Genomic DNA, 14,814 nt, shown 5'->3' on the forward strand with positions numbered 1-14,814 from the left:
AGGGAATCGAGGAGCTCCATCACAGGGTCGAAATTGAGGTGAGTAAAAATAACGAGCTCCCGGGTATGAGCCGCCACGCATTTCCAGAATTGAGGGTCATCAACGGATGTGAGGAAATAGTTCTCGAGGTGTTTCAGGTATTCAGAATGGCACATATGGAATTCACCTCCCTTCCGTAGAGAATGGTGGCGACCTGTCCATTACACCAAACTTAAGCTAAATCATGTGGCGGGCTTTGTCCATAGAATTGGAATAAAAAGAAATTTGGCAGATTATCCGTCAATGATCCATGAATTTCCGAGAGTTTTATCTGCCTATAGAAAAAATGATTGAGAAATGCCTGACTCTATACTTTTCTCAATCTAAAATAAGGACTTATATTTCCGAGAGACCTCTAGAAAAGAGGTTGAGATGAAAGTTTCCATAGTTTCAATCCACGCCCCCGCGTGAGGGGCGACGGGTCAGGTAGGACTCTGCTTCGCTGTAGCGAATGTTTCAATCCACGCCCCCGCGTGAGGGGCGACTTCAGGACTAAAGCCCAGGCCATCAAGGCGGCTGGGTTTCAATCCACGCCCCCGCGTGAGGGGCGACGGGGCTTCCAAAGCTGGGAACTCTTGCCTCTACCTGTTTCAATCCACGCCCCCGCGTGAGGGGCGACCCTCTCTCATCCTTGAGGAGGGCACTCAGGTGCTGTTTCAATCCACGCCCCCGCGTGAGGGGCGACGAGATTCCCCACGCAGAGATTTTTCGCTGTCCAGGTTTCAATCCACGCCCCCGCGTGAGGGGCGACAATGGAAAGACCTCGAGGGTGGGGGTTATTATCTGTTTCAATCCACGCCCCCGCGTGAGGGGCGACCGCTCCTTCCCTGGGAATATAGGTCATCCAGTTGGTTTCAATCCACGCCCCCGCGTGAGGGGCGACGACATGATGCCCTTCCAAAACTCTATGTAACCTGTTTCAATCCACGCCCCCGCGTGAGGGGCGACAAATTCTGAATTACGTTTTAGCCCGTCGTCGATTGTTTCAATCCACGCCCCCGCGTGAGGGGCGACTCCAGGTAGAGGCGTTCAGCGGCCTCAGTTAGAGTTTCAATCCACGCCCCCGCGTGAGGGGCGACGTAAAGTCCCATTTTACCCTCCAACAATCACGCAGTTTCAATCCACGCCCCCGCGTGAGGGGCGACGGACACGGACAAGCTGGACAAGGCCGAGCAGATGTTTCAATCCACGCCCCCGCGTGAGGGGCGACCCTTGCGTAACACTTTTCCCAGCAATCTGAGCAAGTTTCAATCCACGCCCCCGCGTGAGGGGCGACGGGAAGTATTTGGCTAGCATATAGTTGATAAAACGGTTTCAATCCACGCCCCCGCGTGAGGGGCGACGTAGTACTGAAACTTCCACCATTAAACCAAACTTGTTTCAATCCACGCCCCCGCGTGAGGGGCGACAGCGATCAAGATAAACCGTGTGTTGAATCCCTTAGTTTCAATCCACGCCCCCGCGTGAGGGGCGACGGGTCTCAATGTGGACAAAGTCGAGAGTCACTGGTTTCAATCCACGCCCCCGCGTGAGGGGCGACAGCCCTGTCTGTTGCCCGGACCCTCACCAGGGCGTTTCAATCCACGCCCCCGCGTGAGGGGCGACAGCCCTGTCTGTTGCCCGGACCCTCACCAGGGCGTTTCAATCCACGCCCCCGCGTGAGGGGCGACTCACGGTCCAGGAGTGTATTGTCGGCTTCCATCGGTTTCAATCCACGCCCCCGCGTGAGGGGCGACGCCATCCGGGTGCCTCACTTCGAGCTTACAGCTGAGTTTCAATCCACGCCCCCGCGTGAGGGGCGACATCTTGAGTTCAGGAAGTGTAACCCTCAGATCGAGTTTCAATCCACGCCCCCGCGTGAGGGGCGACCCTGGTACGGTACCAGGGATTCCTTGAGGGATCAGTTTCAATCCACGCCCCCGCGTGAGGGGCGACCGGGAGTACAGCTCATGCAAAACCACCATCGAGCATGTTTCAATCCACGCCCCCGCGTGAGGGGCGACGTGCTTGGTCTTCGGACGATAGCAACTGAGCCTTGTTTCAATCCACGCCCCCGCGTGAGGGGCGACGGCACACCATCGCCCACGTTGTCGATGGAGACATGTTTCAATCCACGCCCCCGCGTGAGGGGCGACAGCGTTCGCCTTGGTGGTAAAGTGTGCTGTGCTGTTTCAATCCACGCCCCCGCGTGAGGGGCGACCGAGTTAAAGTTACGGACTGGGAAGAGTAAGGACGGTTTCAATCCACGCCCCCGCGTGAGGGGCGACCTGTATGCCGATGACGTACTGACGTATGTAGCAAGTTTCAATCCACGCCCCCGCGTGAGGGGCGACAAAACTCTATAAACACATCTACCATCCGTATTCATGTTTCAATCCACGCCCCCGCGTGAGGGGCGACCCGCCGTGGAGGCTAAGTTCCAGGATGTCTACAACGTTTCAATCCACGCCCCCGCGTGAGGGGCGACTTGAAGGATGTTTTAAAGGATGGAAAGGACCGTGTTTCAATCCACGCCCCCGCGTGAGGGGCGACGAAAGTTTTCTAGAGGATTGCTTAAAGGTAGGCTTGTTTCAATCCACGCCCCCGCGTGAGGGGCGACAGCTGTACCTCACACCTCAAGGCAACGACCTCCAGTTTCAATCCACGCCCCCGCGTGAGGGGCGACCACAGCTCAGACACTCACCAGGGCATCTGCCTTGTTTCAATCCACGCCCCCGCGTGAGGGGCGACTCACCTCGGGCACCTCTCTGGTCTTCGAGGGACTGTTTCAATCCACGCCCCCGCGTGAGGGGCGACATGTTTCACGTGAAGAGAGGCACACTCAAAATGAGGTTTCAATCCACGCCCCCGCGTGAGGGGCGACTGCGAGTGTACACGTGATCCACGGGAGGTACATGTTTCAATCCACGCCCCCGCGTGAGGGGCGACGAAAGCAGTTTCCTCGTGTGATGGTCACACCAGGTTTCAATCCACGCCCCCGCGTGAGGGGCGACCTCGGGCTTTTTCCAAGTTCTTAACAATCGTGTTGTTTCAATCCACGCCCCCGCGTGAGGGGCGACGAGCGCTTGCCTTGACTATACTTTAAGCCTGGTGGTTTCAATCCACGCCCCCGCGTGAGGGGCGACTCTTCCATCGTTACAGATTCTGTCGTGTAACCGCGTTTCAATCCACGCCCCCGCGTGAGGGGCGACGAAGAATGATTCATAAGTTGAAATGGCGTGACACGTTTCAATCCACGCCCCCGCGTGAGGGGCGACGTAGATCAGCACTCGAATCACTATTTTGTCCATGGTTTCAATCCACGCCCCCGCGTGAGGGGCGACCGCGCACAAACGTCCATCGAGTTTACGATCTAGCAGTTTCAATCCACGCCCCCGCGTGAGGGGCGACTCAGCACAACCAAGGCATATAACCGGCATAGTCGTTTCAATCCACGCCCCCGCGTGAGGGGCGACCCCGCTTCCGGTTTCCCTGGGCGTCTATGTACCAGTTTCAATCCACGCCCCCGCGTGAGGGGCGACATTTGTTCATAGGTGTGGCCTTGGTTTTGCCGATGTTTCAATCCACGCCCCCGCGTGAGGGGCGACGGAGCAAACTGTAGTGCCTTCGAGAAGATCGACAAGTTTCAATCCACGCCCCCGCGTGAGGGGCGACCCATCGGAAGTCCCAAGCAGTAGCCGCAGCAAAGTTTCAATCCACGCCCCCGCGTGAGGGGCGACGCGGCTTCTGGTCCCAGGCTGGGCGGCATCGCCTGTTTCAATCCACGCCCCCGCGTGAGGGGCGACGCCAACGGGTCCACCTGGTCAGCTCTCCAAAAGGTTTCAATCCACGCCCCCGCGTGAGGGGCGACTTTCAAGGTTGTTATTCAATTAATTGCATTTCTATGTTTCAATCCACGCCCCCGCGTGAGGGGCGACCTGGTAGATGACATCATTGGGGGCATCCTCCGCGTCGTTTCAATCCACGCCCCCGCGTGAGGGGCGACCCAGCATGGCCGATTCATTACCGGTCTTGGGCGTGTTTCAATCCACGCCCCCGCGTGAGGGGCGACACAGCTGACGATAGAACTCCTAACAGTAATGTTGTTTCAATCCACGCCCCCGCGTGAGGGGCGACGTTACCCGTCAAGATATAGTCCGTATCGGCATCGTTTCAATCCACGCCCCCGCGTGAGGGGCGACTGGCAGGGGAGCTCCAGGGGGGGGCTCCCGTTTTAGTTTCAATCCACGCCCCCGCGTGAGGGGCGACTCCGCAGGTGCGGCGGCTCTCGATTTCTCCGAGAGTTTCAATCCACGCCCCCGCGTGAGGGGCGACGTATTCGCACGAGGCGATGAGGTCATAGGAGAGGTTTCAATCCACGCCCCCGCGTGAGGGGCGACGCACCCTGGCGTTCTCCTCCAGGGACTCGCCCTGTTTCAATCCACGCCCCCGCGTGAGGGGCGACCGATACTTTCCAGAGCATTTGCGATGCGGTCCAGTTTCAATCCACGCCCCCGCGTGAGGGGCGACAACGCATGGCGTCCTCGTCAGGGTCGGGGTGCTGTTTCAATCCACGCCCCCGCGTGAGGGGCGACGTATTCCGCTCTCGGCTTCTATCGCCGGGGACGGGTTTCAATCCACGCCCCCGCGTGAGGGGCGACCAATGAGTGCAAGATGTTCTTCAAGGCTGTTGCCGTTTCAATCCACGCCCCCGCGTGAGGGGCGACCAATAGCTATGGACGGATCATGCAATGGGCTTCAGTTTCAATCCACGCCCCCGCGTGAGGGGCGACGACCGACAGTCCGACAGCTTGGCAATCGTCCAGGTTTCAATCCACGCCCCCGCGTGAGGGGCGACAGCGACTCGCTTAGGACAGTTTGTCGTGGTATCGTTTCAATCCACGCCCCCGCGTGAGGGGCGACAGGTGTGCATGGGTGTAGCCTGAGCTTTGCCGATGTTTCAATCCACGCCCCCGCGTGAGGGGCGACACAGCTTCGACGCAGCACACCTATGTGCAACTGTGTTTCAATCCACGCCCCCGCGTGAGGGGCGACTGCGGCATCTCTAACTATCTGAAAGTGCCGCTTGTTTAACCATCAATTCGCGAACTCTTTCAAATCTCGACTCCCGAGGAGATCAACTGATCGAGCGCGAACCGATAATCCATTGTTTCCAAATGATTACAGCACTGCGAACCTACCGGGGATGATATGTGTGCTTGAGGTTCGCGATGTCTCAGGCAATCAACGGCCCTTCCTGGTCAAAGGAGGGTTTTGCGCCGACATGCTCTATCCGTTTTTGCCAGTTGGCACCCAGAAAATAAAAACGGAGGCTATCCTCGGAGAGGTCAATGACTTCTTCCAATTTTTTCCGCAATAAGGTCCATTGCGCTGGGTCCACTATACATTCAAAAACAGAATATTGGACTCGCTGTCCGTGGTTTTTACAGATTCTTGCCACTCTCCGGAGGCGACGCTGCCCGCTCGTGTCGGAGGTGGCAACATCATAGCTGACCAATACCATCATGACTCATCACCTCCAAACAAACGGCGGATAGCCATCCAAATCTCCTCTCAGATGGCGTGCAAGCAAAAGCGCCTGCACATGGAAAAGAACCCCGACGGCAACCTTTTCTCCCAGAAAAGGATGTTGAATTTCATCCTGTTTGCGTTTTTGGTAAGCCACGATGACAGCCTTCCGAGTATCATCCGTCATGGTGACAGCCCCCGTTTCGGTTTGAATAAAACCTTTGGGATTCACCTGGCCGAGATTGATCAGAGATAACACGAGGCGATCCGCCAGGAACGGTCGGAATTCTTCCATTAAGTCCAGTGCTAGACCGGGCCGTCCAGGTCGGTCGCGGTGGAGAAAGCCCACTGCAGGATCAAGTCCGACCCCCTCGAGGGCTGAACGTATGTCATGGAGCAGAAGAGTGTATAGAAAAGACAACAGGCAATTGACGTTGTCCAATGGCGGGCGGCGATTCCGGCCTTTAAAGATGAAGCCATCCTTCTGGTGAGTGATGAGGTCATCGAAAACACTGAAATAAGTTCGGGCTATTTCTCCCTCGATCCCTCTCAGAGCATCCAAATCTTCAGTGGCCTCAAGTCGTTTCAACGCCTTGCCCAGCAGTGCTATGGATTGCTCCATCTCGGTTTGGGTTATTTTATCCCCATGGTCTCGCAGTGCCCGCTGCAAAACGGTGCGTGCATTGGCGATCTTGCCCGTCAGAAAAAACCTTGCCATTGCTGCGGAAAAGTTTGGTGAATCCGCACGGCGATATTGCTCCCGCCGAAGCAAAACATTCCCCGCCACAGGCCCCTGTACTCGCGCCAAGAATCGGCCGTTTTCCGTGAGAAAGCTGAGGCCCACGTTGTTTTCAGCGCAAAAGCCCATGAGAAAAGGGCTGCAACTGACTCTCCCGAAGCAGACAACGCCACCCAGAGTATGTACTGGGATCTGGAGACGCTTTTCTCCATCCACAGAAACCAGTACGGTTTCGCCCTCTTTGGACAGGTACGCTCCCTGAGTGGTAACATATAAAGTATTGAGGAGCTTTTTCATGTCCCTCCTTTACACAACCCAAATACCTCCGTTCGATGGATTATGGATTATTGTTCTATCGTCGCATCTTTCGAGCGATAACTTGCCAATCCGCAAAAAATACTATCGCTCAAAGGGGGTTAATTGGAAATGGGCCGACTGTCCAGATAGAGTGTATCCGGACAGAGATCCTGCCCATTTAACCATTGGATGCTTCCCAGAATGGGTCTAACGGAATTGAACAGTTGCATATCTCTCAATTCCCCGAAAATTCCTTTCTCGAGGTAGGGCCGTACATCAAATCTGCGGACTTCCCCATTAGTGAATTTAAGGGTGAGAGAATAATCCGGGTTAGGCTTGACTTCGACAACACGTGGATTCACCATGTCCTCCTAACGTAGGGCGTCTAAAAAGGGACTGAATCGCCCAGATTCTGTACCTGGTTTTTGGTCTCCCGGATTTTCCGGGAAAATGGCCGCCACATCTTGACTTGGGAGGCTTTTGCCGGGTCCAAAAACCGGGCAACGACCCAAAGCCGATTTGGACGCCCTACTCCTAACGTAATGGCTCGATTTTGAAAATGGGCTGCCCCTGACTGGCCAATTCCCAATCAGCTATGAGCTCATCCCTGTGAATTTCAATCCATGCCTGAACCAATTTTGTTTTATTGGCAGGTATGGTGCCATCGATGAGTTCACCGTCAGGAATCGAAAATACAGCATCGTTTTCCTGATACCTCACATGGATGTGAGGTAAGCTATGTTGTCGATTATCAAAGAAGTACATTGAAATAATGATACCATAAAACATGGCGATAACACTCATTCATCCTCCTTTATCTCATGAGCAACCCCCTTCACTCTCCCATGATGTCAGCGAGATACCGGGTGACAGTGTGCTTACCGCCGGTGGCCTTGGGGAGGCACAAAGAAATAAACGAACAGGATTCACATTTTTCATCATACTTCGCGGGCGGTGTCATGCGTGAATCGAACAAGTCGTGCAGGCGGCCGGCAGTCTCTTCGGTCTTCCTGCGGAGGTCTGCATCGAAAAGGACATCCACCCGACGACGGGTCTTGCCATAGAAGAGCGCACCCCTGGGTACCTCGATGCTCAACATCTCTTCCAAGCACATGGCCTGAGCGCAAAGTTGAACTTTGTCCCAAAGCTCCTTCTTGGGCCGCCCACGCTTATACTCTACGGGGAAAGGCCGCCAACGAATCGAGCCAAACCGGTTCTCTACTTTCCCGCCTTCCTCCCGATGAAACTCTACCGCATCGGCCTTTCCCGTCAACCCGAGCCGCAGCGAGCACAAAGGCAAACTGAACGCCAACCGCACATCCCCCCTGGATTCGCTGCGGCCGGAATCCACACGTTCATGCATGACACGGCCCTCGGCCGTATAAAGGTTTTCCACCCAAAGCTGTTCGATGTGGATGAGGGCGCACTGCCTCTCACAGAAGAGCAGGTGCTGCAGGGCGGATATGGGGAGAAGCTCGTCTTCGGAATACATCGCTACACCTTTTCCTCGATGCTTACACCGGAGGGCACAGCGGCATTGTCCAAGCTGACAGTATAATCTGCAAAGGATCTTGCCGGCCCATCAGCACCCTTGCTGCGCTCTACCTTCACCAGATCAAACAGCTTATGCGCAGGTGCCTTTCCCATCTTTGAATCGTGCTTGAAAACGATCAGCTTGCGGGTCGCCATCTCTCCACGAGCGGCTGAACGGTCGTGATCGAACATGTCGGCCAGGGCTTCCCAAAACAATTTCAAATCATCCTCGGAAAAGCCGGTCTGTTCGGCCAGAGGCGCTGAAATGAAGCCATGGCATCGGTAGAGGGCATAGGGCACGGTGAATTTTCGTCCCATGGTGCGGTTATCACCCTGCTGCTTTTCCGCCTCCGCTTCGGTGGCCACAGCCATGCGGGTGATACTGTGTTCCAGCGGTACAATCTGGTCTATACTGCGAGAAAAAGTGAGCTGTACGGGCCCACGAACCTGGCCGGCATTCTTGCCTGTGGACATGACTGCACCGAAGGTCCGCACATCAAAATAGGTTTTGCACATATGCTGCCGGGCGGCCTCGGTCTTTTCACCTTTCTCCTTCTCTTTGACTTCTTCTACTTCATGAGCCTGATCTATCAGGTTGTTTAATATGGCTTTCTCTTTTATGAAAATGTCGTAACCGCCTTTGGAACCGTTAGCGAGCAGAACATAGTTGCGCACTTTTCGTTTCAGGCACACGTCGGTCACCAATCCATGGCCAGTTTCCGGGTCAATACGGGGCAAGTTACCGGCATCAGGATCACCGTTGGGGTTACCGTCTTTCACATCAAACAAAAGCACGAAGTCGTAGCGGTTCTGAACAGGGTTGCTCATAATGTATCACTCCTTGTAGGTTATTGATCTTTCCTGGTGCTCGTGAAAAAAGTTTGGCGCTGATGATAATAGCCAACGGCGAAACGACCTTGATCGGCCATACTTAAATGTGCGGGAAATTCGTTGAGCCCATCCATGATTTCCCCGATCAGCTTTTCCAAATTGACTGCCCTCCCTCGACTTTCCAGCTTGCCCAAATGGTGGTTCTTGAGCTTCATTAAGTGGGGAAAGGCAGAGACAGGCGTGGATGAGGCTGCCCCATAGAAGCGATCGCGAATGGTCGCGTTGATTCCTGGGCTGGCCTCCTCTTGAATCTTCTCCAGCGTTGCGAAAAGTCGCCCCAATCTGTAACCGACATTGTTGTTGCCTGTATCTAAAGACATGCCGACCTCCTTCACGGTTTTTTTGTAGTATCTTGCTTCCCGCGACAGCACTGCTTTGACGAGTGATGCCCGGGGGTAGGTAATTTCACGCTCTGATCGACATCGGCGGATTACTGCGCCGAGCAAGGCTTGAGGATAGGGTGTACCAATAAGAATGGATTTCATGAATTCGCCTGCCAGATTGGGCAGAATATTCTCTGCTTTACCCAAGGCAGCGGTGGCAACCAACAATCGAAAAAGGGAAAGATAGCGGGATTGTTTTGGTGGTCGGACTATTTCTATATCGTCGAAATGTTGTTCGATGTTGGCAGCAATATCCCCAACAGTTCCGGCATACCAGAAACGCACAGCGATGCGTGCTGCGTTAGGGGCCAGACCTAACACAAAAAAGGCGGTATTAGGGTCAAGCTGTGGCGGTGCTCCTGTTTGAGGAGCACGAAATGCCGCGATGAGTTGCTTGTAGTCCTGCTCGGGTTCTCTAGGTTGCTCGCCAAACAACCCACCAAAAACATTTTCAATCTCATGCTTCTTTTCAGCCCAGAAAACCGTTGTAGCATCACCTACCTGCAGTCGCTGCATTGAGCCCTTAGAGAGCAGATGATTCAGCGCAGTCGTATAGGCGAACTCTGCACGTTTGCCGACGGGTGCGTTAAAACTCTGCTCTTTTTTGTACGAAGTAAACGCCGACAAATTGAAGGAAACTATGTTTGCCCCCGATCTTTGAGCCCCGTAAACGCCTTTGATCGCTGTATGCAGTCGTGCAGGTTCATCAGGCTCCCCGGTAATCAGGCAGGTCTGCTGCATACTACCCTCAGCCAACTGGGCCGTCATCAAAGCAGCAACAACCGCAGGCCGTTCACAGATCAGGCAGATGTCCCCCTCCAACTGGAAACTCAGTATTGCACCACTTTCCTCAATCTCTGGCCAGGCCGGGTGGTCGAACACGGCTTGAAAATTATCATTCCCCAAAAATTGCAGGAGAGCATGGATTCCTTCGTCTTCCAGAGCAGGAACAAGGCGCTCGCGTATGGTGTTCAGAAAGCAAAGCTGTTGTTCCACAGCTCTTTGCATGAGCTTGGATAAGTCTTTTTTTGGATCGGATTTGGGGCGACCGAAGACATACGCCGGAGTATCCCAAAGCAGGTTCGCCGCAATTCCACTGGTTTTCTTGACGCCTTTGGGAACGGTAAACTGTCTTGCCGACTTTTCCTTACCTTCACCGCTCCGAGTGTCCACAAGCCCAAGAAAAGAGCCGTCTCGATTCAGTACAACCACAAAGGGAATCGGCTGTTTTTGAAAACCTTCAGTGGCAACATCGGCAAGACCTTCTGTTTGAAGACGACGATAGTAGTCGTTCAGTGAATGGAGGATCATCGCCGAACCTCCGTGCTGTTAAACAAGGGCACATTGACGCTTCCATTCTGAATCTTGGCACGAAACCATAAAGGCATTGGTTCCTCACCGGAATGATCCATGTCGTAGAGCATGAATCCAAGATCACGACTTTCATCAATGGGCTTAAGGTCTTCGATTCGTCCCGATAGTGGCTCAAAATTTGCCGCAAACTCACGGCAGCCGAAGTAAGGTCGATGAAAGCATTGGCCTTTTTCTGAACGACGAAGAAACATTTCCTCGAACTTCCTGAGATTGTCATCATCACCAGCTTGGGCTGTCATTTCGAAAAAAGCATGAATGATGTAGGCAACATCCCGCAAAAATAATCCAGCCCTCTGTTGGCGCTGTTCCTCTACGAACAGGCCATTCGCACGAGGAGACATCACTGCACCAACTTCATTGCGCCGTACCGATGTCCAACGGATAGGCTTGAGTACATCGATCCGGGTAATCTGCCAGCGGATGGCCGGTTTCCATAAAATTGCTTCCAGAATGCCGCGGGCGGCTGATGGGGTTATTACATCGTATGAAACTCGCTCCACTTTCATCTCAGGTCGGGTAAAGCATGCGTTTTCACCCCAGACCTTGAGGCGAAAAGTTCGGCTCTTCAGTTTTTCTGCGGACATTGGTCCTCCCTTCTTCTGAACTTACCCGATCAGCTCGTCGGGATCATAGATGATAGACTTCTCCGGGCAAAATCCCAGATCACCGTTGTAGAGCGTCCCGTGCCCTTGAACATAAATTCCAGGGTGGATTTCTCGAATAGCGCCTTCTGCAAGCAATCGCTGGTGCAATGGTTTCGGCAGATTGACCACGTAGCGCTGGAGTTTACGCAGCAGCCAGCGTTCAGGCCCCATATATTTCAGAAGTTCGAGCAACTTCACACCGGCCTCACCATAGGAAACGAGAACCGGCGACGATGCAGCATCATTGATGAGCTTAAAATTAGCTGCGGCACTACGAAAGCTGAAACGGAGCTTGCCGTCGGGCTTCAAGTCACGCAAGATATTTTTGGCATCCAATCGTTCCTCACCTTGCAGCCAGTAGAGCTCCCGGAAAAATGCCGTCAAACGGGTTGGCGCCAAATGATCCGGCACCTTCTCCCCAAGCAGACGCGCTCCAATCTCAGCCGCCTGCCGAAGGATACCGGCCGGTGGACGGGTGGGTGGGATAAAAACAGTCAACTTGCCTTTTTCCAGTAAGCCTTCTCGATTGCAACGGCCGGCGGCTTGTGCAATGGAATCCAATCCCGCGATGGCCCGATAGACGGCCGGGAAATCCAGATCGACCCCTGCCTCGACCAATTGAGTACTGATGACGCAAGTGGGCAGACCGCTATACAGCCGCATCTTGATCCTGGCAATAGTATCGGAACGATGAGCGCCACACATTAGGGCTGAAAGATGGAAAGTACCTTCGGGCATCAGGGACCAGAGCAGGCGGCAGTCGTCCCTCCGGTTGACGATACACAGCACAGAAGGAAGCTTGGCCAGTTCTTCGGCCAGTCCTTCCCATGTTCCGGCTTCGTAAATATTTTCCGGCAACTGCACTTCAACACGCCTCAGGTGGTCATAAAGTGCGGTGGGATCCTCCATGATTTCACGTATGTTTTCCAATCCCTCAAAGGTGAAACTCGAAGATTTGTGCGGTCCGAGAGCCGGCTGAGTCGCGGTGCAAATCAAGACAGTCACTCCATAATGTTTACGCAGTTCATCCAAGGCCTTGAGGATGGGCCTAAGGAACTCCGGAGGAAAAAGCTGTGCCTCGTCCAACACCACCACACTCCCGGCAATATTGTGCAGCTTGCGGCATCGACTGGTTCGACTGGCAAAGAGAGACTCGAAAAACTGGACGTTGGTTGTGACAATGAGGGGGGCATCCCAGTTTTCACAAGCAAGCCTGGCCTTCGATGTTTGCCCCTCAGCATCGCTTACGTCAATATTGCTGTGGTGCTCCACCACTGCCTCGCCGAATATCTCTCGAAACTGGTTGGCGGTTTGTTCGATGATGCTGGTATACGGAATTACATAGATGATCCGTCGCTGCCCGTGCATGGCTGCGTGATTCAGTGCGAACGCCATGGAAGAAAGGGTTTTGCCCCCACCGGTTGGAACGGTCAGGCTAAAAATCCCCGGTGAGTCTTTTGCCTTTTCAATGCAGCGAGCAAAAACTTGGGCGCGTATCCGGTTGACGGGGGTATCCGGGGCAGTGGCCTGTTTGTGGATCATGTACCTGCCGAATGAATCCATCAATTGCGATAAGGCAGGATAGCCGCTGCGCAGAGATGTCTTTTCCGGTTCGAAAAACTCTTCTGTGTCGAGAAAATCGGCATCGACAACACAAGAGAAAAGTATCCGAATCCAAAAAGCAGGATCGAATCCAGTAGGTTTTTCCTCTGGAAAGCTCTGTTCAAGGATTTCATCAGGGATTCCACCCTCCAGAGCGGCATTGAGCAGGTCCTTATTCAATAGACGATGGGAAAGGGCTGCCTGCCCTGTGCGATCGGCTGTCCAATCGGGTAGCCCTGCGTGATGACCGGCAGAAATGTAAGCAAATAAGCGACCTGCCATTTTGAAGTGCTCCACAGCAAAAATGGCACCCGCAGTGGAATGATCCACTCGAGCCTTGCCCTCCAGATGCCCATCCTCGCTGGCAGCCGCCTTCAGCTTCTTCTGAAAAGCAAGAGCATACTTACCAACGTCATGCCACAAGCCGTTCAGATAGCCCCACTGACGGAAGCCGAAAACGGCTGCAAAATCCGCTGCTCGTTCAGCGGTTCTGTAAAGATGTTCTCGAAGTGTATGGGTTCTGCCATCCTGAGAGATGTGCGCAAGAGGTTCCGGCGACATAAGATTAGTCTTTCTATTTTTTGAGGTGCAAATCATGGCGCAGATTCGTGGAGTGGATTTTCATGGAGTGGATCAAGCCATATCGGCGCACCGACACCCCATAACAGGTTAATAGTAAAAGATATTATTGGTGATACCCACAGGTTTTCCAATGGCCCGGGGCCGTGAAACGGCAGGTCATCGCATCCCCCCACAGAACGGTGATGCGCCAATGCTATTGCTGCGGTAGCACTCGGCGCAGAAAGCAGGTTGACAGAAATGCCGAAGCATGCACGTGAATGAACGGACGGAGAGATGATCCCCGGCAATGGCCGCAGCGGCAGGCGGGAGAAAGCTAGCCGACCTGCCGGCTCATTCGTCGTTTGCGCTCGAGGTGGTGCATCAAATGCACCCTACGCGGGTGGAGGGCGGCGAACCAACACGCCATGCCTGCGTCTGCGGTCCTCAGGGCCTCGGATGACAGGTGGGAAGGAGCAAAGCACGCCCTGCGTCCCAATCTCGAGCCTTGCGGCTACAGCGAAAGGGCCTTGTGGCACAGGTATTCAAAAACGTTGGAAATGTAAAGCATTCCCACGATCTTCTCCCCCTGCATGACGGGCATGCGGCGGATGTGGCGCCGGATCATTATATCCAGGATCCGGATGACGTGGGTGTCCACGGAAACGGTGATGACTTCCCTCGTCATGAGGTCCCTCACGAGGGTGGTGTGGAAATTGCGCCCGATTTCGGCCAGGAGCTTGCTGATTTCGAGATCGTCCATGCCTTCCCAGTTGCGGCTTTTCTTGGGACGCACGTACAGGAGGATGTCGTACATGGAAAGCATGCCGAGGAGCTCCTTTTTCTCGTTGGTCACCATCATTCCGAACACCTTGTGCGGCTCTTCCTCACCAGCCGACAGGAATTTCCGGACCGCCTCGGCAAGGGTCATGTCGGGGCGAAGGGTATTGAACATGGGGGTCATGATATCGCCGGCTTTTGCAATCATCGCTCTGTCCTTTATTCTTTTACAGACCTCGTTCTTCCCTGCGGTCATCTTCGTCAGCAAGCCTATCGGCACCGGGGCGGCAATGGACCCTCCCGGCACCTCCCATCAGATAAATTTCTTAAGGGCTGTCTAAAAAATGAGTCAATCACTCTGAGAATGCACCTTGTTTCGTCATTCCGGCGGTCTTTTAGCCGGAATCCAGGTTTTTCGCTGGGGTGGATTCCGGCTAAAAGACCGCCGGAATGACGAGGAAACGAA

At 54.2% G+C, this 14,814-nt stretch carries 10 protein-coding genes and 1 CRISPR repeat array; all 10 genes read right to left on the bottom strand.

Annotated features, from left to right (window positions below; genetic code table 11):
* The first annotated feature begins 426 nt into the window (after nt 1–426).
* A CRISPR array of direct repeats spans nt 427–5,073; the repeat unit is 32 nt; unit sequence GTTTCAATCCACGCCCCCGCGTGAGGGGCGAC.
* A gap of 181 nt (nt 5,074–5,254) precedes the next feature.
* Nucleotides 5,255–5,545, bottom strand: coding sequence for a CRISPR-associated endonuclease Cas2 (gene cas2, locus MWC30_RS10485; RefSeq protein WP_244084124.1), 291 nt, complete (start codon nt 5,543–5,545; stop codon nt 5,255–5,257).
* Between the two features lie 6 nt (nt 5,546–5,551).
* Complete coding sequence (cas1c, locus tag MWC30_RS10490) at nt 5,552–6,583, bottom strand: type I-C CRISPR-associated endonuclease Cas1c (RefSeq protein WP_244084125.1); 1,032 nt, start codon at nt 6,581–6,583, stop codon at nt 5,552–5,554.
* Between the two features lie 119 nt (nt 6,584–6,702).
* On the bottom strand, nt 6,703–6,945 hold the full coding sequence (locus MWC30_RS22955; protein ID WP_368860836.1) for a DUF2442 domain-containing protein: 243 nt from the start codon (nt 6,943–6,945) through the stop codon (nt 6,703–6,705).
* 172 nt (nt 6,946–7,117) lie between these two features.
* Entirely contained in the window at nt 7,118–7,387 is a 270-nt protein-coding gene (locus MWC30_RS10495) for a DUF4160 domain-containing protein (protein ID WP_244084126.1), read from the bottom strand.
* A 31-nt stretch (nt 7,388–7,418) separates the two neighbouring features.
* On the bottom strand, nt 7,419–8,075 hold the full coding sequence (gene cas4, locus MWC30_RS10500) for a CRISPR-associated protein Cas4 (protein WP_244084127.1): 657 nt from the start codon (nt 8,073–8,075) through the stop codon (nt 7,419–7,421).
* Nucleotides 8,076–8,077: 2 nt separating this feature from the next.
* The gene (gene cas7c / locus MWC30_RS10505) at nt 8,078–8,944 is read right to left on the bottom strand and encodes a type I-C CRISPR-associated protein Cas7/Csd2 (protein ID WP_244084128.1); all 867 of its coding nucleotides are present in this window, start codon (nt 8,942–8,944) and stop codon (nt 8,078–8,080) included.
* 20 nt (nt 8,945–8,964) lie between these two features.
* Nucleotides 8,965–10,701, bottom strand: coding sequence for a type I-C CRISPR-associated protein Cas8c/Csd1 (gene cas8c / locus MWC30_RS10510; RefSeq protein ID WP_244084129.1), 1,737 nt, complete (start codon nt 10,699–10,701; stop codon nt 8,965–8,967).
* Nucleotides 10,698–11,348, bottom strand: coding sequence for a type I-C CRISPR-associated protein Cas5c (gene cas5c, locus MWC30_RS10515; protein ID WP_244084130.1), 651 nt, complete (start codon nt 11,346–11,348; stop codon nt 10,698–10,700). The genes cas8c and cas5c overlap by 4 nt, the downstream gene beginning before the upstream one ends.
* Nucleotides 11,349–11,369: 21 nt before the next feature.
* Nucleotides 11,370–13,571 carry a CRISPR-associated helicase Cas3' gene (cas3, locus tag MWC30_RS10520; protein ID WP_244084131.1) on the bottom strand — a complete coding sequence of 734 codons (2,202 nt, stop codon included), beginning with the start codon at nt 13,569–13,571 and terminating at the stop codon, nt 11,370–11,372.
* 511 nt (nt 13,572–14,082) lie between these two features.
* On the bottom strand, nt 14,083–14,556 hold the full coding sequence (locus MWC30_RS10525; RefSeq protein ID WP_244084132.1) for an HPP family protein: 474 nt from the start codon (nt 14,554–14,556) through the stop codon (nt 14,083–14,085).
* Nucleotides 14,557–14,814 lie beyond the last annotated feature (258 nt).

Source organism: Desulforhabdus sp. TSK (assembly GCF_022836495.1).
Taxonomy (GTDB): domain Bacteria; phylum Desulfobacterota; class Syntrophobacteria; order Syntrophobacterales; family Syntrophobacteraceae; genus Desulforhabdus.

Excerpts from the sequence above, each read along its gene's own strand:
- cas1c (WP_244084125.1), bottom strand. The coding sequence starts at position 6,583 with ATGAAAAAGCTCCTCAATACTTTATATGTTACCACTCAGGGAGCGTAC.
- MWC30_RS10525 (WP_244084132.1), bottom strand. The coding sequence starts at position 14,556 with ATGATTGCAAAAGCCGGCGATATCATGACCCCCATGTTCAATACCCTT.
- cas8c (WP_244084129.1), bottom strand. The coding sequence starts at position 10,701 with ATGATCCTCCATTCACTGAACGACTACTATCGTCGTCTTCAAACAGAA.
- cas4 (WP_244084127.1), bottom strand. The coding sequence starts at position 8,075 with ATGTATTCCGAAGACGAGCTTCTCCCCATATCCGCCCTGCAGCACCTG.
- cas2 (WP_244084124.1), bottom strand. The coding sequence starts at position 5,545 with ATGATGGTATTGGTCAGCTATGATGTTGCCACCTCCGACACGAGCGGG.
- MWC30_RS10495 (WP_244084126.1), bottom strand. The coding sequence starts at position 7,387 with ATGAGTGTTATCGCCATGTTTTATGGTATCATTATTTCAATGTACTTC.
- cas5c (WP_244084130.1), bottom strand. The coding sequence starts at position 11,348 with ATGTCCGCAGAAAAACTGAAGAGCCGAACTTTTCGCCTCAAGGTCTGG.
- cas7c (WP_244084128.1), bottom strand. The coding sequence starts at position 8,944 with ATGAGCAACCCTGTTCAGAACCGCTACGACTTCGTGCTTTTGTTTGAT.
- cas3 (WP_244084131.1), bottom strand. The coding sequence starts at position 13,571 with ATGTCGCCGGAACCTCTTGCGCACATCTCTCAGGATGGCAGAACCCAT.